This window comes from Niallia sp. FSL W8-0635, from assembly GCF_038007965.1.
In the GTDB taxonomy this organism is placed as follows: domain Bacteria; phylum Bacillota; class Bacilli; order Bacillales; family Cytobacillaceae; genus Niallia.
In genome coordinates, this window is sequence record NZ_JBBOYD010000001.1 from 4198108 (window position 1) to 4221540 (window position 23433).

Here is a 23433-nt window from a genome sequence, read left to right on the forward strand (position 1 = left end):
TTCAAACCTCCTCAGTATTTTAACTAACTTTTAATATGCATCTTTTGATCCGAACAGTACAACTACAGTTTTCATTAATATAATAAAATCAACTAATAAAGAACGTTTCCTAATATATTCCAAATCTAGTTCTACCATCTCTTTGAATCCTATATTACTTCTCCCACTAACCTGCCAAAGCCCCGTACACCCCGGCGTCACTAACAACCTCTGCTTATCATAAGCAGAATACTCCGCAACCTCCCTAGGAAGTGGCGGTCTAGGCCCAACCAAACTCATATCCCCTCTAAACACATTAAACAACTGCGGCAATTCATCCACACTAGTCTTCCGAATAAACTTCCCAATCTTCGTAACCCTCGGATCATCCTTCATCTTAAACATCGCACCAGAAACCTCATTCAAAGCCAATAACTCTTTCAACCGCTCCTCCGCATCCGAAGCCATCGACCGAAACTTATACATATAAAACTCTTTCCCATCTTTCCCCACTCTCAATTGCTTAAAGAAAACTTTCCCCTTTGGATCCTCTAATTTGATCAATAGCGCAATAATAATAAAAAGAATACTTAGCACAACCAAGCCACATAATGAACCAATGATGTCTATCGCTCTTTTCATTACAAGGTAGCTACGAGCTGTATTTACAGATATATTCTTTTTCTTTTCCAAATACAGAGATTGATCCTTATAAAACTCAGACATCACCATACCACCTATCTTCCCTTAATTTTTCTGTCTACTTATCTTCTCTCTATGTATCTGTCAGATAACTAGCGATAAAATATATTTACTTTTACATTCTATCGTTAGTTATCTAGTAAACTTCCTTATTAAAAAATCCCCAAAAACTTCTTTCTCTGTATACGTTCAGGAACCTCTTTTATCACGTTTTTATCTTCCAAAAGCAACTCCCCATTCTCTTTAAAAAGATAAACATAATCCACCCCAAAGTTCTCTTCCACCACATCTAAACCTTCCATCATCTTATAACTACGATTATGGACATTATGGGCATCTGACGCTAGAAAGTGCGTTAAATTATGCTCAATCAACTGCTCCGAAAACTTCTTCACATTCTTCCCAAAATAACCAGCCACACTAGAAGCCGTCACTTGCGTCAACGCCCCATTCTTCACAAATTGATAAAGGAGATCTGACTTTTCTTGCAATTCTTTATTTCTCTCTGGATGTACAATAATAGGAATGATTCCCTCTGTTTGCAGTTCATACAATAATCTCTCTGCATATCGTGGAACAGAGGAAGAAGGAAACTCAATGAAAAGGTATTTTGTATGATTAAGTGTTAGAATTTCTTCCTTATAATAGTCTTCTAACACTTCCCCATAAATTCTCACTTCCTGTCCGGGAAGTATCGTAAGAGGAATATTTTCTTGTTTTAAAACGGTGTTTAAGTCATTTACTTTTGTAAGAATAGAAGATTTCGAATTACTAAACTGATTATTCTTATGATGAGGTGTAGCGATAATTGTTGTTATCCCTTCTTTCACAGCGGCATTTGCCATCGCTACACTATCTTCAATTGTCGCTGCCCCATCATCAACCCCAGGTAATATATGACAGTGGATATCAATCATCGTGCTACCCCTCTCTATTTTTTTACTAATCTTTTATTATTTTCCTATAACAATATAAAATAGTACCATTGAACTATTTATTCGTAAATAGCGAAGAATGTCGAATCCTGACTAATAAATTGTCAATTTGTTCCATAATAATAATAATCACCTTTTTTGTCGGCTTTTTTATTATTTAATACAACTCCTAATATTTTCCCGGAAGTCACTGAAAGCTTTTCCTTCGTTTTAACAACCGCTTCTTTATCCGTTGTGCCACTACTAACAACTAAAATACTTCCATGACAAAGATTAGCGAGCACTTGTGCATCTGTAACAGCTAATACTGGTGGTGTATCAAATAAAACAATATCAAACTCTTCAAGAGCCCGTTCTAAAAAATGTTCCATCGCACGAGAGCCTAATAACTCAGAAGGATTCGGCGGAATTGGACCACTAGGTAAAACATACAGATTCTTCTCATCATTTTCCTGCACAGCCTCCATTAAGCCTAGCTGATTAGTTAGAACAGATGTTAACCCAGTTGTATTATTCAAGTTAAACGTATAATGAACAGTCGGTTTCCGTAAATCAGCATCTACCAATAAAACGGTCTTTCCTTGCTGTGCAAAAACAATCGCTAAGTTCGCTGCTGTCGTCGATTTCCCTTCTCCAGGTCCTGAAGATGTCACTAAGATAGAACGAATTTCTTCATCGATACTAGAATAAAGGATATTTGTACGAATGGTTCGGTATTGCTCAGAAATAGGAGATCTTGGATCATATTTTGTGATAAGCTTTCTTCTATTTAAGGATAAACCGCCTTTTTTTGCTCTCTTACTTGCTGCCAAGTAAATCCCCCCTACTACTTCTGCCTTTTTGATTGCCTCTCTGCTTTGCATCTTGACTTTCATCAATGGTTGTAATGGCACCTAATACTGGTAAATCCAGCAATTTTTCAATATCTTGTTCTGTTTTCACTGTATTATCCAAGTATTCTAATAAAAATGCTAATCCTACCCCAATCATTAATCCTACTACTGCTGCAATCGCAATATTTAATGGAGGATTTGGGCTAATTGGTGCTTGATTCTCTTGATCTACCGCAAGTGGCAATACTTTTACATTATCAATTGACATAATATTCTTAATTTCTTTTTCGAAAACCTCTGCCGTTTTATTCGCAATTTGCAACGCTACTGTTGGGTCAGAGTCCGTAACGGAAAGAGTCATTATCTGTGAATTTTGTGCACTTTCCACAGTAATTTTACTGTTCAGCTCTGGAACACTCATATCTAAATTTAATTCTTCTTTTACATTATTTAAGATAGCCGCACTTTTTAGAATGACACTATATGTGCTAATCATTTGCACGTTTGCCTGTACTTCACCTGAATTAATGACAGCTGATGATTCATCTTTCTTTTGGTTAACAAGAATCTGTGTCGAAGATTTATACTCCGGTGTAATAATAAAATAACTAACTACTCCACTAACAATCATCGCGATTAAAGTAAGGGAGATTATAAGCACTATGCGTTTCTTAAGTGTGTCGAATAATTCTTTCAAACTGATCGTTTCTTCCATGACTTCCTCCTAAAAAAAGATAAAAAACTAGTAATATTATATCATATATCATTGCATAATCTGTCATTTCTTGTCATAATTTTAATAGTGTTGAAATCTTATTACGAATAATACTATACCAATTAATTGACATTTTTCCTATCTATATTTCAAAAAAGGGATAAATTCCCTGTCTATTCGACAATTTTACGGTATACTACTACCAAACTACTATATTTAATCTTCTGGAGGTTTACATGAAAGCAGCTATTATTTCTACTCTTTCCATTGTTCTCGTTGTTGTTCTAGTGATTGGCAATATACATTGGAATATCCGTGATGAAAGTCCTCTTTCTCCCATTCATTCTACTAATACTCCTAATGAAGAAGAGTCTGAGCCATACTTTAATCTTGATTACTATAAGAGCTATGCCGCCTTATGGCCAGAACAAGCTCAAGAAGTTTTCGAGAAGAAATTAACGGATAAACAAAGATTTCGCATTTTACTCGTTGGTTCGGATGCTATTGGTGATCAAGATCTTGGCTTAATCACTCCTTTAAAGGAAGTGTTGGCCAATAAATACGATCAATATGTAACAATAGAGAGTATTGTTTATGATGGGACTACATCGGATTATGTAAAGGATGACGCCTATGAAGATCTGATAGACAAGAAACCAGATATGGTTATCTTCGAGCCTTTCTTGTTGCATGATAATAAGGAAAAATTCGATACTTCCCAAACGTTAGTAAACATCAATACGGTAATTAAAGCGACGAAAAAAGAGTTATCGGATGTTACATTTATTCTGATGCCAGCACATCAGTTGTATAATGCGAATCTCTATCCTATGCAAGTGAGTGATATTCAGAAATATGCAGAGGCACAGGACATTCCTTTCTGGAACCACTGGGAAGTTTGGCCAGATGGCAAGGATGAAAAAGTAAAGGATTATTACGAAGAACTAGATGATAATACATCGATTGCAAATGAACAAGGCTTTGAGCTTTGGAGCAATTACCTAACTAAAAAGCTTATTGCCGACTAATATCAAAAGGCCATATAATGATGGATTCTTTATATGACCTTACTTTCTAAGCGAGGAATACTCGCTTTTTCTTTTCGTTCTATATAACGTACAATCATCATATCATACTTTTTGAATATTCGTAAATACCAAATTGCAACAAATAAAAATGTAAGCGCATCCTAGTTTCTTCTATTATATTAGGTAATTATTTTCTATATTGAGTTATTGTAATAGATGATTGTTAATTCTATGTTAAGCAAATATTAATTCTATATTTTCCAGAGCTAGTTTATTCTATCTTCACCTATAAAAAAAGGGATATACCCTCACCACTTTATAGTGATGAAGATCTATCCACAATGGTTAATGTAGCATCTATATTATTTACAATATAATCAAATTCTTTTCCTCTAATAAAGAATTGCTGTTTATCCTTACTGAAAATAACGTCTTCTTCAGTGATTGTTTCAGGCTCTATTTGTTGAATATCCTTTATCACAATCCCTGAAACCTCATCTTGATTTATTAAGTAGTACATATTCTCATATGGCAAGAATAAAGCAGGTTCTCCTTTATACTCACTCATCTCTCCACCATTTACACTTTGCTCTAAATCACTTGCAGCAGAGCCCATAAACGCCATTAAGAATTGATAAGAAAGCTGGACTCTTTCGGAAAAATAGGGTTCGAAACGGGAGGTAACGACTTCCCCACTCTCACTTTTTAGAGAAGAGACGTCCTCTTTATGGATATAATACCTTTCATCGCCATACTCTATCTGCGCAACGTTAGCATTTTGCGCAATGAAACCCACTGTGTTTCCAAAAGGCAGTTTCACCTGTGAAGCTGTATTAAGACTATCGTCTGTATATAATGTGATATCAGGTTGAAGAATGATACCTTCTTCCTCTACATCCTCCCATGATGTTTCCTTAACCGCATCCTTTTGCCCTGGTTCGGCTACTGTCGTTGTTTCTTTTGTAAATAAAGAAATGGAAGGTAACTTTCTTAATGATTGTTCAATAAATAAAGAACCTCCACTTATTAATAAGAACAGGGTAAGAATAATTAGTTGGATTTGAGATCCTTTCTTACGCTTACTTTTTTTAGATTTTGAAGTTAGACGTGTGGATGTCTTACTTACAAGTGGTTTTTTTCGTGCTTCTTTATTTTTTTGTTGATAGTCTAACTTCCCTTCTTTTGGAAGCTTATTAAACCAATTAATAAATTTCTTATATTCCTCTACTACTACTTTTGTTTCATCAAACATAATTAATTCGCCATAATGCATCCAGGCGACACGGTCACAGATTTTTTCAATCTGACTGATTGAATGACTAACAAAGAAGATTGTTTTTCCCTGCTCTTTGAATTCCGTAATTCTATCCACGCATTTTTGATAAAATGTCTGATCCCCTACGGACAAAGCTTCATCTATTATTAGTATATCCGGGTTATTATGAATCGAAATCGCAAAACCTAAACGAGACTTCATCCCACTTGAATAGCTCTTCACAGGTTGGTCAATGAACTCACCAATATCGGCAAATTCAACAATAGAATCATACATTTCTTCTATTTCTTTCTTCGTAAAACCCATCATTAAACATTTTAAATATATATTATCTTTTCCAGTAAGACTATTATTTAGTCCCGCTGCAATCGCTATAAGAGAGGGTTGTCCATCCATATCAATTTCCCCAGATGTTGGCGGAATCATTCTTGCTAATAGATTAGACATCGTAGATTTACCAGAACCATTTATTCCAACAAATCCAATCGTTTCCCCTTCCATAACGTTAAAAGTTATATTTCTTACTCCATAAAATCCTGCCTTACTATGATTAGGAAAAAACAATTCCTTGATTTTTTCCTTTTTACTTGTCGTTAGACTATATTTTTTCGAAACATCATGAAACGAAACCTTGAGATTCATATATAGATAATTCTCCTTTGTTTACTTTAAAGAAAATCGACAAACTTATCCCTAAACTTAAGGTGAAGAATAGACCCTGCAAGTAAAAGGACTAACGTAACTAACCAAAAATAAATTGTATACTTCAAATCTTCGAAAAACCATGTTCCATTCAGAAAACTATTTCGATAACCACTTACTATATAATAAACTGGATTTAGCTTTAATATCGCTTGAACTGTATTACTCATATGAGACGGATCCCAGAATAAAGGCGTAACAAAAAATAGCAATCTCGTAAATGCTTGTATTAATTGCTGGTAATCTCTTATTAAGACACTGATCGTTGAATTTAATAGAGTTAAGGCAAACATAAACGCTACCATACAAACCAAATAATAGAGAAACTGCAGCCAATGAAGGGACGGATAAACGCCATTAAACAATAGCACAATAATATAAATAGCAACCATCACAAAATGAACAATTAAATTAGACGCAATGACAACAGAAGGCAAGGAACTTATCGGAAAGTTCATTTTCGCAACCATATTTATTCGTTTAAATACACTATTCGATGCCTCTACAACGGTAGGACTGATAAAGAACCAGGCAATCATACCACCTAGCATCCATACAATAAAATCATATTCTCCAACAGGCTGTCCTTTGCGAATACCAAAGCCAAAAACAAACCAATATGCGAATACTTGAATTAACGGATTTAGCCATTGCCATAGAACACCTAGATAATGCTGCTCATATTTTGATCTTGTTTCATAAATCGCTAAGCGAATAATTAAAGGGATGGATCTATACTGTTCTTTTAATAGTATTTTTATTTCATTCATTAAAAATCTTCCTTAGTCGAATTTTGTAGATAGGTGGACACCAATAACAAATGTCATTATCCCATAATATCAAGGATTTTTAAAGTATTACCTGTTTGGAAACACTAAGTACTCTTCCTTATTTTTTGTTTCTTCTCCTCATTTCTTCCTATTTTATAATGTTAGTATCTAGCTAAATATTCACATTTATTATTTCCTTGTACCAGTTATTTAGCAACGATAAGGAAGTATGATAAAATGAAGGTCTTAATAACACTTCATACTAAGGGGAATTACATGAGTAACATTAAATTGGCTGTAATTGGAAGTTGTGTAAGTAGGGACGCATTTAATTCACATTTCATTAAAAATTATAAAGAATTTTATCGATGTGTTGTTAGCCAAAACCACATGTCTATGATTTCTTTAATGTCTGAACCCATTCCGTTTGAACCAAATAAACTAGAAGGTAATGTTACTGACTTTAATAAGCAAATCCTCATGACAGAACTGACAAAAGGTGTATGGGATGCATTAAAAATACAAGAACCTGATTATTTAATACTAGACTTTTATGCAGATGTTTATTTTGGAATCAGAAAAGTTGGAAATAGCATTATGACGGACAAAACACCGTTATTTCAAAAAACTCCCTTCTATGAAACATTACCATTAGGAGAAACGTTAAATATAGAAGATCATTATCTTGAATACATGGAGTTATGGAAAAAATCAGTAGATGCATTTATGAAGAAAATGGAACTAGAATTCCCTTATATAAAGGTCATTATTAATAAAGTTCATTTTACTGATTTATACTTTGAAAAAGAAGCTCAAGAATTAAAGAAAATTAGTGAATCCGGTATTCGAAAAGTTGATGTTGCTAAAATAAACGATACTTTAAATGCATTTTATGAATACTTCGAATCTACTTATAATGTAGACGTGATTGAATATGAGAAAGAATATTATTCTGAAGAGAATCATCTCTGGGAATTATTTTATGTCCATTATACAAAAGACTTTTATGAAGATTTCACTACGAAGCTACTACATATTATCTTAGTTGATTTGCATGAAACTAGGATGAAAGAACGTAACAGCCTCTCTAGAGAGTCTTTTAATCTACTAAAGAATCCTACTTTCAACCAAGGAAAGTCTTTTTGGACCTATTGGCATAATGATTTTAAAATTTCGCAACCAGAAGAAGATGCTCCTAACGCTTCTATTGTATCCATCTGCCATAATGGTAGCGAAAAAGATTTACATCGACAAATATGGTCACATGCCGTTGAAATAAATACGGATGGAAAACAAGAATATGAACTAACATTCGACATTAAGATTAAAGATATAGAGGATATAGATAGCTTAAAATCAATCTTTGCGTTAAGAACATTCCAGAAAATTGATTTAATATTCCAGAAGGATGCCCAATGGTTTAAAAACATAAAGGTTTGGGAAATAGAGGGGATTAATAATGATGAATGGACAAAATGCTCCTTCCTTATTAAACCAACAAAAGGTAAATTCATGAAAATCGGCCCTTATTTAATGAGAAACGGCGAAGTATCTTGGCGAAATATTTCATTAGAAAAACTCTATTAACCTATTATTAAGAGAGTTAAACAAAATCGGAGAAACTATCCTTTCAAAAAAGAATATATCTTCGGTCATCTACGTATATTGCATACTATAAACGTTCGAATTACTTAAATCATGTAAGTAATTCGAACGTTTATATTCATTCAGGAAGAGTAACTTCTCTTCTTGTTAATGATCAAATAAAGAAGAAGGAAATATGATATGTCTATTCGAAAACACAAAAACAAACATATAGTTATACGGCATAAATTTATCTTCGTTATTGTAGGACTATTACTTATAAGTGCCTGCTTCCTCTACTTGAATAAGGAAGAAACATCTTCTCCACCTAAGCCACTTACGAATGTCAATGTTCAAGACTTTGGTGCAGAAGGAAATGGAAAGACAGATGATACTAGCGGTATTCAAAAGGCGCTAAACCTAGCCAAAAATAACGAGGATATAGTTACTGTTCATATCCCTAAAGGAATCTATAAATTATCAGAAACGTTAGTAGTATATAGTAATACACATCTTATTCTAGAAGATGGTGCCATTATACTAAGAGACCATCTTTCATCGATGCTAGTGAACGGGGAAGCTAACCATAACTATTACGGCTATAACGGAGAAGGAAATATCACCATAGACGGCGGGACTTTTGATGGGAATATACAAGAATATCCAACAGGTTTTAACGGGATTGGCATAGCACGCGGCAGTAATATTACCATTAAAAATGTGACAATAAAAGATATTGCCCAAGGACATGCGATTGATATAAACGCATCAAAAAATGTGTTAATCGAAAACTGCAAATTTATTGGATACTCTGATCCAACTGCTGACCATTCGCGTAACTATACAGAGGCCATTCAAATCGCAGAACATACAAAAATGGGGTTTCCTCGCTTTGGTGCATACGATGGCACTCCTTCCAAAAATATCACGATTCAAGATAATTATTTTGGAAATAGCGATACGACTGGAGCTAGTCCTTGGCCAGTAGGTGTTGGAAATCATTTAACCGTCCAAGATAAATATAATTCAAATATAAAAATCATCAATAATACGTTTGACGGGATGCCATTAGCTGGTGTTCGCCCTTATAAATGGCAAGATACTACTATTAGTAACAATACATTCCTTTCTTGCTATATCGGTGTATTATTATCAAATCCTAATGGAGAAGGAGAATCTTCTCGCACTGCAGATGGTGTTCAAACATCCCAACCGCAGTCAGGAAGTAATTACACGATTCACAAAAATATTTTTAATAAAACCCAAAAAGACGGCATTTATGGCAGAGGCTGGAATAGCAATAACACCCTCTCTACCATGAACACCATTAAAATTACAGAAAATATCTTTAACAATCAGGATCTAGAACAGAAAGGCTCAGCGATTAATCTCTCTTGGATAGAAGATGTAGTAATCGAAAAAAATGAAATTTCAAATGTCTATCGAAGTATCTACCTTACATTTGGAAGTAATATCTCTATCCTGCAAAACAAGATGAGTTCGATTGCTTCTGATGCTATTCTAGTAGACGAACCAAATAATCCATCGCCAAACAACCGATTTACCAAAAATATTCTTGTAGATAATAATACGATTAGAAACTTTGCTGGAGTGGGAATATGGGCAAAAAACATCGATACCCTGACCATTCATAATAATGAACTAGAACCCGCTATTAATAACCCAAACAGCATACTCTATGATTCATCTTCGAATCTAAATATCGCTAATAATAAAGTTAATTAATAGAAATTGGGTAAAAACTAATTCGTTCAACACTTTGTTTTTAAAGCTTGTTTTTCTAAAAAATATTTTGAAATAGAAAAAATTTAATTAATTGGAAAAACGGAGCAGCCTGAATACACGTAGACTCCTGTGGGAGCTGCGAGAAAGTCCGAGACCCCGCAGGAACGTTAGTGACGAGGAGGCTCGGCGCTCGCCCCACGGAAAGCGAAGTGTATTCAGGCTGCGGATAACAACACCAAATTTTATTAAAAATGCATTTTTTAAAAGCAAATAAAAAAACCAAACAATCAACTTCCATGCGATTGCTTGGTTTTTTCTTTGGCTGAAATACTTATGCCCCAGCCACTTCTTATATTCGAGTAACCTCCATGACCCTTGGCTGTTTCATAAAGTTCTTCAACGTTATCTCATCCAATTGAGTTAAAAAGTCTCGATAATACGCTGATTCTAAATGATCTGGGGTATTATTTTCTGGATGATTATAAAGAGAATAGTATTTTCTCTTCGTCAAATCAATCACTTGCGCTTTCGGTAATAGCTGCAAGAAATAATTCTCCATATATTCAAATAAATAATTACTTCTCTTAATATGCTTCACATTGTCTTTAAACTTCTCGACATTTCCTTCTTTTGTGATAAACCCGTCCGTTTTGCGGACCTTCTGAAGGATTATTTGTTCTTCTGGAATATAGTTAACTAGTTCTCTCGCAAACTCTTGCATATTTTTCTTCCATCGTTCTAAATACACTTCGACGTTTTCATGTGAAAGAACCTTAGCTTGATCCTTTATTTCATATAGATAGTTAAGATTTCTGCGAAGCATATAATTGATGGTGACAATATGCTCTTCATCAAACATTAACACATCTTTAGATCCATCTACATAAAAGTCTAGAATAAGGAATTCCGGTTTTGTTTTTTCCAATTGGGTGAAAAACTCTTTCTTATAATCACTCTTGATATACTCTACTTCCCTTTGATTAAAACCAATAAATTTCTTCTCTGGAAATGGTACAGGGTTACTCATTATGCTGATAATGGAGGAATGGAATTGCGTGTAAACCAATTCGTATTTACTCTTATAATTCGGATTATAAAAATCAGCTGAACTAAATGCTAAACGGCTAAAACATGAACCACTTACAGCAATTTTCATACTATTTTCAGATGGTTTCACTGCTCGATCCTCACAAGTAATCATTAATTTCTCATCATTAGAAAGCTTCAATCGTTTATGATTATCAATTTCCAGTGTTTGTCCCGATACAGAAATCGTTTCACCAATAATAACCGGTGTCTTAACCATAATACCGTTGTTTGAATCAACTAATTCAAGATAAATCGTATACTGATCCCCATCATGGAAATGAATGTTATCAAATATTTCTTTATACGGAAAGCTTATCATTCCTATTTCTTCTAATTGTTGAAAAGGCAGCTCATTAGCTATTGTGATAAGTTCACCCTCGCTAAATGTTCCCTCTTTGACTAGACTCACTCGATCAATCTGTAAATCATCACTTACAATACCTTGTATCACTACATTTGAATCATCATTGACTTGCCAATTAATCGTTTCAAATAGCAAGCTCTTGGTTGCAATCGTTAATGATAAAGCCTTTTTATAATTTATGTAAAAATTATAGTTAGCTAGATTTGTAATACTATGTCGCCCCATAAAGCCTGAATTCTTTTCGACAGAAAGGGGAAATTCAAGTTCTTTACCAGATGCTCCATCGATAAACACGATATACGCATCCCATGTTTGCTTTGTCTGATTTTCATTCGTTTTTAATAAATAAGGTAGGGATACATTTGCTTCATAAGTGTTTCCTTCTCTAGGCGTAACTGGGAAAGAAACAGTTTGTTGATAATATAGGATATCCGGTTGCAGCCTTTTTCTAAAAACAAGATTAATATCATCCGTTTGTTGAAAGGAACCCCAATTTAATTCGAAGTTAACCGCTAAGGTATTCTCCTTTACCTTTCCCACTAAATGCTCGATAGCTATATCTTTTGTCGAAACGAGCAAGGCAAAACTATTCATTTGTGTCTCGTACAGCTTAACCTGTACAGAACTATTAGGAATAGAAATAGATTCAGTTGGAGTAAAATCACTTATCTCCATTTTAATTCTCTCAATATGATTCCCCAAAGCTAGATAGCAATCCCAAATTGCATGGTATGTAAGATATTCTCCTAATTGATCTAAATGAATGTGAACAGTAAAAAAATCTCCCTGCCATTCTGTATCTAGAGGTATTCTATTTGGGATAAAGTAATCATCAGGTGAAATTCTCTCCTGTAGAAAGATAGATGGTCTTTCTTCCTTTCCATCCTCGTTTGTATATTGGCCTTGTAAAATAAATTCATTTTTATTTTCTAACTTTTGAAAAGATATTAACTTGGCAAACATGTTAACCCTCCGTATCAAACACTGAACCATTTAATAGGAAACAAGCGTTATTTTATTACCCATCAATCTTTTTTTACTTCAAAAGAATATAAGAAAATTAACGATCCGTGAAAAGGATGTTAAGCTTTCTTATCCCATTTTAAATCTATTTATAGCTTATTATAAAAAGTTTCCATCGCTTCTTGATTATACTCAGCATAATCAAATTTAGCGGGTACAAAGGACTCTTTTTCATTGATAATCGATTCTAAACCTTGAGCCAATCCAGTAATGCTGTTTTCCACTAGCATTCCGTATTTGCCATTCTCTAAAACGGTACGATTCGCAACAATGTCTGTAGCAACAATCTTCATTTCTAGCGTCATTGCTTCTAATAACACCATTGGTTGGCCTTCATAATGGGATGATAGAACAAAGCAATCACATTTCTTAATAAAACTAAACGGATTCTCCATTTGGCCCATTAAGTAAACAGAATCTTTTAATTCTAGGTCCTCGATAAGTTGACTTAATTCATCATATAAGACACCTTTCCCTAAGATATAAAGCTTACTGTTTTTGTGTTTACTATGGAATAATGCAAAGGCATGAATGAGATTATCTTGACCTTTCTCAGGAGACAATCTTCCCATATTTACAAAATTAATGTTCCCTTCTTGAGGTTCTGGGATAAATACATCGCCAACCTGAATTCCTAGTTCTTTTTGAACCTTTAACGCTCGACAATCTAACCAGCCTAAAGGTACGTCCTTTAAGATTAAATGAGAATAGCTACCTTTTTGCGTTGTAACCTCTTTATCGACTACCACCATTTTTCCATTTAAAGCCTGGACTTTTTTAAGCACTTTTTTTGCTCCAGGCAGTCCATAAGGATTTGTCCAAATATAATCCTTTTGCCCTAGACATATCTCAGCAATCTTTCTTACTTCGGCTTCTTTAATGACAACTGGCTGATCTTTAATTAATTCAAATGCTCGGTAATCTAGCCAACCAATTTGACTATCATTTATATAGAATTCATAATAGGTCCCTTTGCAAGTCTTATGAATGGTTTTAACTCTTGCAATTTCGCCTGTGTATTCAGCTGCCTTGCCCAATTTTTTAGCATCCACATTCGGATACGCTTTTGTCCAAATATCATGATTATCCGCTTTAGAAATTCTTGCATACATCGTATGGCTAATGTTTCGTTCTTCCAGCGTTCTATCATCAATATGATCGATAAACTTTTGATGCTCTTTGTAATTTTTTTCAAACAGCTTTTGTCTTTGTTTCGTAATAGCTGCTTGCTTCGCCTTAGGCATATCAGCTGTTAACGTATATTCTTCCATGAATTGCAATGCGGAAATATCAATCCAACCAATGATGACTCCATTAACAGAGAATTGACAGTAAACACCATGCTGTGTGCTAGCTTCCTTCGTAATAGAAACAATAATATCTTTATAATCATAACTAGTAGAAACCTTTTTCATGCCTGCAACCTTATATGGTAAAGACCAAATATGATTTCCTCTAGGTCTAATGATCATTCCCACTTTATCAATATCTTTCTCTTCGATGATGGAATCTGGCAAAATCTTTAGCGCTTGCCCTTTAATCCAGCCGATCATTTGATTATTATAGCTAAATTTATAATACATATTTCCATCTACTTTTGCTTCTCTGGAAATGAGAATTTCTGCTTGATTTAACGCCTTATCTAAATTATCCGGTTTTGCATTTGGTTGATTTGGCAATGTATTCCACACAGGATACTTGTCAAACTTCTTAATGATTGCTCTTGCCTTAAAGAAAGAAGAGATTTTTTCCTTTACTTCTTTCGTTTCTTCCTTCTTCTCAAGCTGCAGAATTTTATCTGGATTAATGGAGTTCATAATATAATCAAACTTTTCATAATCTGCATACTCTGCTAAATTCTTTCTGTTTAATTCCATCGTACCTTTTGATACACTGACTAATTTATCAAAACGATTATAAATAGAGAAAAGTCCTCTTAAATTAATGCGATGGGGTCTTCTTTTATTAATGACTTTCTCGCTTTCTGATAGTAAATCATTATGCATATAACAGATTTTTTTCTTCGCATCTGCCACAATTAAGTATTTTGCCCAATAGAGACTATATCCACTGAAATCGATGATGTAATCAAACTTAGCTTTTCCAAATAGACGTTCATGCTCTCTAACATAGGCTTTCTCAGGGAAGAATCTTTTTCCTAAAAAGCCTCTTGCCCCTCTATTATGAACAAATCGATCACGATAAATTTCCATTATGCTATATACAGGCAATCCTGGCTTGAAAAGGAAGCGAACATTCTTATTAACCTTACTGATATTGTTAAGAACTTCCTGTGAATGAGGAGTACCAGTAAAGCAGCTGACATCAAATTTATCGTAGTCAATGTTATTCATTAAATTAATAAAGGAAGAGGTAATCCCATTATCTCGCATGCCACCAGGATAGATAAGAATCTTTTCTTTCTTAGTGTCCAAATCCTTTCCTACATTTAACTTATTTTGTTTCTTAAAGATATACTGAACAACTCTTTCTGTAACCTTCCCATCATCATGGTTAACAAATCTTTTCTGCATTACTTGATAGTTATTCTTGTAACTATCATGAACCAATTCAATGTTGCTAATTGCTTCTGCCAATTCCTTTATATTTAATAGAATAGGACCTGGAAGCTCATCATTGGATAAGTATTGTCCTCTTTCCTCGCTATAAACATCGTTATCCCACATATAGAATAAGATAGGTTTATTCGTTACAAGGAAATCAAAGAAGATACTTGAATAATCCGTTACTAATATATCCACTGTGGAAAGCAATTCATTTGTATCAACAAAATCAGGAACCAATTTAGTAGATAATTCCTCACTCTTAGCAGCTTCTTTATATAAATATGGATGTACCTTTACCAAGACATTGTACTTATCGCCGACTTTCTCTTCTAAATAATGTAAATCCGCATTAATCTGCAGCACGTCATTATTTACTTTGGAAACATTTGTCCCCTTCCATGTTGGCGCATATAAGATATTTTCTTTCTTGTCTTCTAGCTTTAATCCTAAACCTCGTAGGAATTCATTATACTCCTGTGGATTTGTGTTGATTGTGCCATCGATTCTTGGATAGCCCTCTTCCACAATCTCCCCTTTATACAAGCCATTTAATTTATAGCTATCTGTAAACATTCTTGTAGTATGTGCATTAGGACTTAACAGATATTGCGCACTTAAAAAATTTCTTAGTACGTTCTGTGAATGAGATGGATTTCCTGGGATATCAAATCCCATGCTTTTAAGCGGCGTACCATGCCATGTATTAATATATGTTTGTTCTTTTTTCGGAATAAAAAAAGATTGAAACGTTGAATTATTAATTAAGTATTCACTAGAAGCTAAGCTTTTTAAGTATTCTTTTGAATTACGTTTCACGAACTTAACATTAGACATACCCTCATAATCCTTTATTACATGGGAAAGAGCATCGAAATCGGCAATCGACCAAATATGTTGATAACCACTGAAATCAGGATGATTTAACATATACTTAAACATCGCATAGGGACTATCTGTCATACTGTTTCCATCGCGACTTTCATACATAATTGTATTTTTCTTCACATGAATAGAAGTATAATATTTCGCATATCGATTTACACGTCTATGGTTATCCTTCGTTAAATAATTAAAGACAGGCTCTTTTATGAAGTTTATCTTTCTTTTTAATACCTTCTTATTCACTACCGTATACAACCCCTTTAGTTTGCTATCATCACTTTATGTTTAGATTATATCTATGTGAAAAAAATTCATTATTTTCGCTTGCACAAAGAAAAAGGTCACCTATTTCTAGACATGACCTTCTCTTCTCATTTCTCAATAAAAGAAGAGTTCTTGATTAGAATCCCTAGTTAGATTCAACCATTCACTTAAAGTATGAATATACTTCTTTTGAAAAATTCAAACCTTCTTACCAGCATTTTTTATTTCACACCAGCAAGCTCTTTTTTAATTTGAGTAGTAGAAATACCATTTGTTCGTGGTAAATAGATAACATCGCAATACTGGTTCAAGAAATCGAATTTCCCTTCCCAATCATCTCCCATAACAAAGAGATCAATATTATGATTTACAACGTCCTCTACTTTTTGCTCCCAGGTATGTTCTGGAATAACTTCGTCCACATATTTAATTGCTTCTAAGATTAACTTTCTATTTTCATAGTTATGGAAGGACTTTTTCCCTTTTATTTTATTAAATTCATCTGAAGAGATAGCAACAACCAAATAGTCCCCTAAACTTTTTGCTCTTCTTAATAAATTTATATGCCCCCAATGCAATAAATCAAATGTTCCATAAGTGATTACTTTTTTCACGATTTATCACTCTCCCTTGTCCATTTTTATTGAGCTTCTATGTAAACAAAAAATTAATATAATCTTTACAAAAAATGCATATCCCGATTTAAATCTATCTATTACAATACAAATATCAACAAGTTTACACAATATCTCTACAAACAATGTTATATTTTTGTAGAAAGTGTAATGTATAACCAATAAATTTAATAGAAATGAAATTATTATCATTTTCAGGAAAATAGATAAATTCAGAATGAAAATTAATAAATAATTTCTGTTTTTTCATAATTTTCAAACACACAAACATACAATTTAGCACATATAAATTTCTATTGTGCACCTGATCAAAAAATCAAATTTTTCCACAACCTCAAAGTTTATAGTTATATAGTATAGCATTATTATTTTAATTGTCATGGGTATTTCTTTGGAGCTTCCGTTCTTAACTTCTAGTAAATTAGTACTTAAAAATATAAAAAAAGGGCTCTGAATAAGCTTTTCAGAGCCCTTTTTTTATATTTACCTTCTTTTTTCCTAATTTTCTCTTCTTGTCTCTAATCAAGAAATAGACTCTTGATGTTCATTTAAATTTAGGTCTATTCTCGAAAATATATAGCCACCCAATGATTGAAAGGGTTTTCATTATATTAGATCTTGTTAAATTAATGAGGCTTTATTATCCCTATAATAAGTAAATCTTCTAAATGAATAAGCTTTTTGTAGATTTGTTATCAAATATAATAGCTATTGGGATTTGGAATTGTTTCCTCTTCTCTTCTATATTCAATAGTATCACCATTCAAATACTCATACTCTTCAAAATCCTTTTCTACAACCTGGATTTCTTCTTCTCTTTTCACAAATCTCTCTTTAAGTTTCTTTAACATAAACTCACCTCATTTAATAACTTGATTAAGTAATATTTTAGTTATGGATTGTTAAAATTGTGTTTGTTTTCTACTAACTTTTGTTAAGTATTATGGTGAGAATTATTATTCTTAGAAAAATTACTCCTTAATTCCTATTAATAGAAAATAAAAGAATGCAACATTATCCAATAAAGCGTTTTCACTCTATATCTGAAGCATCTTATAGATACATATTACCACGTCAACCAAATGATTACGATAAATATATTTAATAAAAATAAAACTTTTTTCCTTTGTAGTAGTTCTTCTTATCTATAACCTTTTTATCAAAAGTTTAATCAATAAGGTATTATTTACAGTGTTATACCTATAATAATAGAAGTTTTATGAAAAATAGATTGGCGTGAATACTAGTCCTTTTTCCTTATATAAGATTACATCAGGCTCGTTACTCCTTGTCATATTACAATTTATTTACTCCTGTCTTAAGGTGCTTGGGTTCGTCCCTTCCTATGCTATAATGTTTTTCGAGGTGATTTTAGATGAGTGATTTACAAGTATGGTCACAATGGGAGCGATTTATCGCTGCGTTTGAGCGTTTCAACTGGATTGATATAGGTATCGCCTTACTAATCTTTCTTGTATTCTTAGGGTTTAGAAAGCTATTTACAACCTATATTTTCAAGTTAGTGTTAGGAATGGTAAAGAAACTACCAGTAGATATTGTTTCAAAAATATTATTAGCGTTTGAAAAACCACTTCGTTGGTTCTGGGTCATTATCGGAACTTACTTGGCATTAACCTATTTGCCATTTCCGATTACTACGTTCAAATTTGTACAACTAATATACAAGTCTTTTATTATCGGATTAGCCGGTTGGGGAATTTTCAATTATTTTTCCGATCAATCCAATCCTTTTGAACGAATGATATCAAAAACAAAGTTAGATTCAGATAGTATGCTGATTCCTTTCTTAGGAAGAGTATTCCGCATGCTTGTCGTTATCTTTACGGCTGTTAGCATTCTAGATACATGGGATATTCAAATTGGTGCCTTTGTTGCTGGTCTCGGGGTTGCTGGACTTGCCTTCTCCCTAGCAGCACAGGACACGGTTGCTAACTTCTTCGGCGGTGTCGTCATTATTACGGAAAAGCCATTTTCTAAGGGCGACTGGATTCAAACTCCTTCTGTGGAAGGAACAGTCGAGGATATTTCATTTCGTAGTACACAAATTCGTACATTTGCTGATTCGGTTGTGACCGTTCCTAACTCGAAGCTTTCCAATGAAGCGATAACGAACTGGTCGAAGATGTCGAAGCGACAAATCAGCTATGAATTGGCGGTCTCTTATCACACGCCAAACGAAAAATTAAAGGCTGCTTTATTGGAAATAGAAGAAATGCTACGTGCAAATCCTGGTGTAAATCAAGATGTCATCATGGTACGCTTCAGTGAATTCCGTGATTACAGCTTAGGCGTATTCGTCTATTTCTTCACAAATACAACCGTTTGGGCTGAATATTTAGGAGTCAAAGAAGAAACCAATTTAGGAATTCTTAACATTTTAGAAAAACATGGAATTGAAATTGCATTACCTAGTCAGCAGATTTATTTGCCGGAGAAAGAGGAAGGGAAGAAATTGATGGCTGGGGAGTGAGGGGTTTTGGTAGAAGACAAGGTACGGAGGTGCCTTGTCTTTTTTTGTTTGTTTGTTGGGCTGGGGTTGGCTGATATATTTGTAGGTTGGCTGATTTTCTCCTCTCTTTGGCTGATTTATTTCTAGTTTGGCTGATTTTCTCCTCTGTTTGGCTGATTTATTTCTAGTTTGGCTGATTTCCTCCTCTCTTTGGCTGATTTTCTTTTTTTTTCGTTGATTCACCCATCACTTTCGCTGCTCCCTCCACTAATTTCAGCTTATCCACACCACACAATTGTTTATTTGTCGTTTTTTTGCATAAGAACACTAATTCAATGAGTAAATTCTGTTGGGAAACTGGTTGTTCCGATATATCTTAGAAGGGAATACTGTCCTTTCCAGAAATACACTTTTTGAACTTTGTCTTTTTATGGTGCCTGGCACCGATACTTGTGCCTAGTCAGCAGATTTATTTGCCAGAGAAAGAGGAAGGGAAAAAGTTGATGGCTGGGGAGTGAGCTACTATTCACTTCTCTTCTATTAAGAGGAGATAAGTAAATAGAATTGTTATTCCATGTACCACTTCAGGTCATTCCACCTATTTTTCCTATGAGCTGTTAGGCCAACGTTTTTTATGGGTAAAGGGACTTGTCATCTTTGGGGAGTGTTTTTTACATGGGAAACGGAAAATTTATTAAGGGCTTCACGATTGGATTAGGCATCAGTATTCCCTTATGGACTTCTTTCTTTGGATGGATAAAGCTGCTATTGCATATTTTGGAAAAATAATGATTCTTCCATTTCCATGCATTTTGGTTTTCGGTTAGATACATAGTGGTGAAAGCAAGAGAATAACTGATGACTGGGGGGACAGACCTTTTGTGCATTTAGCGCATGGAAGGTCTGTCCTTTTATTATTGCTAAATAACTACTTTGCTTACGCATTTACCATATTCCTCTGGCTTCTCTATATTTAGTTCCTTCCCCTAATGGTGCATTTAATTATTGCTATTTGTTAAAGTTCTATTAGGCAAAAAGATACTTATTAACTATCCTAATTACCTGTAATTAAAACGCTTACAAAAATAATATACAAGTACAAAATATTGTTGTAAAATAAGGATATAAGCTAATGATTCTAACGAAATGAGGTGCTTTAAAATGTTGGAAAAATTGTTCAACTATATTATGGAAAAACCGTTATTAAGTGCCGAAGATAATTTAGAGTATGAATTTCTATTGGAAGAAGAATATCTAGCTAGTGAAATTTAGATGAAAAAATATCATTAATATATAAAAAGTCCTTTTTAGATACATTCCTAACGTGGACAGAGGTTCGGATGCTGCATTCCGAACCTCTTTTTTGTTTTTATTCCTCCTTTTAGCGGATTACCTATCAAGTAAGAGCAAGGAAGAAAATAAAGCCAGAATAACATTGGTTTTTTTTACGGATAATATCTTCTAATTGAGGAGGTGGCAATATGAAATGGAATGGTGCAAAAAAAATAATTTGGCTATTAATAGCGAGCACGCTTTTATCAACTATATTTAGTACGTTTATGATGATTTTAAGCATGAAAATTAAAAATGATGTATCCTTTCTAAGAAGAAAATTATGTAATTCAGGTGACAATGCTATAAGATTTCAAAAGTATCGGAAACCATAGCATTTGTTTATATAATCGCTGCCTTTTTTCATTGCTGGTACCGCTATTTGTTCTCTTTAAATGGCTAAAATGCTTAAGGGTTCTCTCCTATCGAGAATCCTTTTTGCTAAACTATTTGACTTATTGCTCCCAACATCTTCACTTGCGTTTCTTTTAACTTCTCTGACTCCTCTATATTACCGCCATACTCCGAATAGAAGGATGCAAAGGACTGGTCTTTATATCTTGGGACTACATGCATATGGTAATGGGTAAGTTCATTGAATATCCCGCCGTTTTGGCATACGGTTATGCCATCTGGAAGATATAATTCCTTTATTGCTTTTGAAAGAATGATGGAGGCTGTCATTATCGACTTTGCTGTTGCTTTATCTAATTCGTCTACATCGTGAAAATGCTTTTTTGGAAGGATTAATGTATGTCCTTCGTTAAATGGTTCGTGATCTAAAAAACAACATACATTTTCATCCTCATATACAACATATACTGGTTCGTTCTGATTTGCTAAATTACAGCCTAAGCAGTTCACTTCACACTCTCCCTTTTTATCTGTAAATATTACCTCTTATAAAACTCCAAAAGTTTTCGGAAAACCATTCTTTTAAGACTTATGTACAACTTCCACTCAATTGCTAAAAAAAAAAGATGGACGAAAATAAAGCAAAACAGCTAATCCTTCAATAAAAGTTAATACATATTTCATAGTTGATAAACATTTCGTTAATAATACTTTTGTAAAATAAGGGTATAAGAGTATTATCCTAACGAATTGAGGTGCTTTAAAATGTTTGAAAAACTGATTAACTATATCATCGAAAAACCTTTATTAAGTGCCGAAGATAATTTAGAGTATGAACAATTATTAGAAACAGATTTTGAAGATAGCGACATAGACATAAATAAATATCATTAATATAGGATAGGGCGCCTTTTTGGGTGCCCTATTGTTTTTCTTTAAAAAGAGTTAGGAACTCTCTTTTACATAGGAAGAAGAATTGAATTCCCCAACTGAAAAAACGATAACAAGGTATAAGAAAATTTACAAAATATTAAAAAAAGCGCTGCATCTTGTTAATATTCTTATCATAAAATATGAATATAGAAGTATTATATCAACGAATTGAGGTGCTTTGTATGTTAAAAAAATTATTCCATTACCTATTAGAAAAACCGTTATTAAGTGCCGAAGATAATACTGAGTTTGAAGAGCTTTTAGGAAGCGTGCTTGAGGAAGAATACGTTTGAGTATCGCTATTACATAAAATATAATGAATTTTATTAATAAGGCATCTGTTTAGGATGTCTTTTTGTTTTGTATTTGAATGAGTACGCTCATTGTCTTCATTTAGTATCCTTCTCATATGGACAATTCATTCGGTTTGTCTTTTTATGGTGCCAGGCACCATAAAAAAGTGATTTGGATTTGTGTATTTGGTAATCACAAAGAATGAAGACTAGGAAAACTCTCATTGTCTTCATCCCCTGTTCCCCTCATATGTACAATTGTCTTTTTTATGGTGCCTGGCACCGAAAAAAGACAATTACTTTTTCTTCTCTTTCGGCAAAAAAAGTACATCGAAATCCTCTAAGCTATCAATCCCATCTGCTTCCATCTTCTCGCCAACTGCTGCTACCAATAATCGGATTCCTTCTTCTACGGCTACCTGCTCGCTTGGCTGCAAATTTTCTAATACCGAACCCATTATTTTTTGAATCGGCTTTGGTGATGTTTCTTCAATTATTTTGACCATTTTTTCTGTTAACATAATCTGTACAGAGCGTTTGTCTTGCGGATTCGGTTTCTTAATGAGAATCCCTTTTTCTGTTAGTCTTTCCACAATATCCGAAACCGTACTTTGTGTCATGCGAAGATTTTGGGTAAGCTGCTTTACACTAATTTTTTTATTTATAAAGACCTCTAGAATGACGCGTGCTTGCGGAGCCGTTAGTCCATGCTCTTCTGCATGTCTCTGTAGGCTCTTCATAATAAAGCGATTCAAGAAATCAATCGATTCCCAAATGTATGTGGCCCTATCTAGCATTTGATAACTCCTTTCTTTAAAAAGTTTTATTTTAAGGCTGTTTTCGTAAAGTTTGTTGCTATGAGCCGCAGCCTGAATACACTCCGCTTTCCGTGGGGCTCGCGCTGAGCCGCGGTCTGCTTCCGCCTGCAGGGTCTCAGGCTGTCTCGCTAATCCCCGT

Annotated in this window: 18 protein-coding genes; 6 read left to right on the forward strand and 12 right to left on the reverse strand. The window is 33.8% G+C overall.

What is annotated here, in order from left to right:
* Positions 1-30: 30 nt before the first annotated feature.
* From NYE52_RS20020 to NYE52_RS20035, 4 genes are all read right to left on the reverse strand, one after another.
* Positions 31-705 carry a sugar transferase gene (locus NYE52_RS20020; RefSeq protein ID WP_341194680.1) on the reverse strand — a complete coding sequence of 225 codons (675 nt, stop codon included), beginning with the start codon at positions 703-705 and terminating at the stop codon, positions 31-33.
* 128 nt (positions 706-833) lie between these two features.
* Positions 834-1598: a tyrosine-protein phosphatase gene (locus tag NYE52_RS20025; protein WP_341194681.1), complete on the reverse strand. Its 765-nt coding sequence runs from the start codon at positions 1596-1598 to the stop codon at positions 834-836.
* A gap of 122 nt (positions 1599-1720) precedes the next feature.
* Positions 1721-2428, reverse strand: a complete 708-nt coding sequence (locus NYE52_RS20030) for a CpsD/CapB family tyrosine-protein kinase (protein ID WP_341194682.1) — start codon at positions 2426-2428, stop codon at positions 1721-1723.
* On the reverse strand, positions 2415-3164 hold the full coding sequence (locus tag NYE52_RS20035) for a YveK family protein (protein WP_341194683.1): 750 nt from the start codon (positions 3162-3164) through the stop codon (positions 2415-2417). The genes NYE52_RS20030 and NYE52_RS20035 overlap by 14 nt, the downstream gene beginning before the upstream one ends.
* Before the next feature lie 236 nt (positions 3165-3400).
* On the opposite strand from NYE52_RS20035, the gene NYE52_RS20040 reads away from it, so the two are divergent.
* The gene (locus tag NYE52_RS20040; protein WP_341194684.1) at positions 3401-4192 is read left to right on the forward strand and encodes a hypothetical protein; all 792 of its coding nucleotides are present in this window, start codon (positions 3401-3403) and stop codon (positions 4190-4192) included.
* A gap of 316 nt (positions 4193-4508) precedes the next feature.
* On the opposite strand, the gene NYE52_RS20045 is transcribed toward NYE52_RS20040, so the two are convergent.
* Positions 4509-6110, reverse strand: a complete 1602-nt coding sequence (locus tag NYE52_RS20045; RefSeq protein ID WP_341194685.1) for an ABC transporter ATP-binding protein — start codon at positions 6108-6110, stop codon at positions 4509-4511.
* Positions 6111-6136: 26 nt separating this feature from the next.
* Positions 6137-6940 (reverse strand): ABC transporter permease, encoded by an 804-nt coding sequence (locus NYE52_RS20050; RefSeq protein ID WP_341194686.1) that lies wholly within the window; start codon positions 6938-6940, stop codon positions 6137-6139.
* A 276-nt stretch (positions 6941-7216) separates the two neighbouring features.
* On the opposite strand from NYE52_RS20050, the gene NYE52_RS20055 reads away from it, so the two are divergent.
* Both NYE52_RS20055 and NYE52_RS20060 read left to right on the forward strand, forming a co-directional pair.
* A complete protein-coding gene (locus tag NYE52_RS20055; RefSeq protein WP_341194687.1) occupies positions 7217-8527 on the forward strand; it encodes a DUF6270 domain-containing protein in 1311 nt (436 codons plus the stop codon).
* A gap of 198 nt (positions 8528-8725) precedes the next feature.
* Positions 8726-10270: a right-handed parallel beta-helix repeat-containing protein gene (locus NYE52_RS20060; RefSeq protein WP_341194688.1), complete on the forward strand. Its 1545-nt coding sequence runs from the start codon at positions 8726-8728 to the stop codon at positions 10268-10270.
* Between the two features lie 349 nt (positions 10271-10619).
* Here the strand turns inward: NYE52_RS20060 and NYE52_RS20065 are convergent, their stop codons facing one another.
* The 4 genes from NYE52_RS20065 to NYE52_RS20080 form a co-directional block, all read right to left on the reverse strand.
* A complete protein-coding gene (locus NYE52_RS20065; RefSeq protein WP_341194689.1) occupies positions 10620-12686 on the reverse strand; it encodes a DUF6270 domain-containing protein in 2067 nt (688 codons plus the stop codon).
* A 149-nt stretch (positions 12687-12835) separates the two neighbouring features.
* Entirely contained in the window at positions 12836-16438 is a 3603-nt protein-coding gene (locus tag NYE52_RS20070; RefSeq protein ID WP_341194690.1) for a CDP-glycerol glycerophosphotransferase family protein, read from the reverse strand.
* Between the two features lie 242 nt (positions 16439-16680).
* Complete coding sequence (gene tagD / locus NYE52_RS20075) at positions 16681-17073, reverse strand: glycerol-3-phosphate cytidylyltransferase (protein WP_341194691.1); 393 nt, start codon at positions 17071-17073, stop codon at positions 16681-16683.
* 716 nt (positions 17074-17789) lie between these two features.
* Positions 17790-17945, reverse strand: a complete 156-nt coding sequence (locus NYE52_RS20080) for a hypothetical protein (protein ID WP_341194692.1) — start codon at positions 17943-17945, stop codon at positions 17790-17792.
* A gap of 524 nt (positions 17946-18469) precedes the next feature.
* On the opposite strand from NYE52_RS20080, the gene NYE52_RS20085 reads away from it, so the two are divergent.
* Together NYE52_RS20085 and NYE52_RS20090 are read left to right on the forward strand one after the other, a co-directional pair.
* Positions 18470-19585, forward strand: a complete 1116-nt coding sequence (locus tag NYE52_RS20085; protein ID WP_341194693.1) for a mechanosensitive ion channel family protein — start codon at positions 18470-18472, stop codon at positions 19583-19585.
* Positions 19586-21045: 1460 nt separating this feature from the next.
* On the forward strand, positions 21046-21231 hold the full coding sequence (locus NYE52_RS20090) for a hypothetical protein (protein WP_341194694.1): 186 nt from the start codon (positions 21046-21048) through the stop codon (positions 21229-21231).
* A 106-nt stretch (positions 21232-21337) separates the two neighbouring features.
* Here the strand turns inward: NYE52_RS20090 and NYE52_RS20095 are convergent, their stop codons facing one another.
* Complete coding sequence (locus NYE52_RS20095; RefSeq protein WP_341194695.1) at positions 21338-21760, reverse strand: HIT family protein; 423 nt, start codon at positions 21758-21760, stop codon at positions 21338-21340.
* A 255-nt stretch (positions 21761-22015) separates the two neighbouring features.
* On the opposite strand from NYE52_RS20095, the gene NYE52_RS20100 reads away from it, so the two are divergent.
* Positions 22016-22144: a hypothetical protein gene (locus NYE52_RS20100; RefSeq protein ID WP_341194696.1), complete on the forward strand. Its 129-nt coding sequence runs from the start codon at positions 22016-22018 to the stop codon at positions 22142-22144.
* Positions 22145-22772: 628 nt separating this feature from the next.
* Here NYE52_RS20100 and NYE52_RS20105 read toward each other — a convergent pair.
* The gene (locus NYE52_RS20105; protein ID WP_341194697.1) at positions 22773-23273 is read right to left on the reverse strand and encodes a MarR family winged helix-turn-helix transcriptional regulator; all 501 of its coding nucleotides are present in this window, start codon (positions 23271-23273) and stop codon (positions 22773-22775) included.
* Positions 23274-23433: the final 160 nt, after the last annotated feature.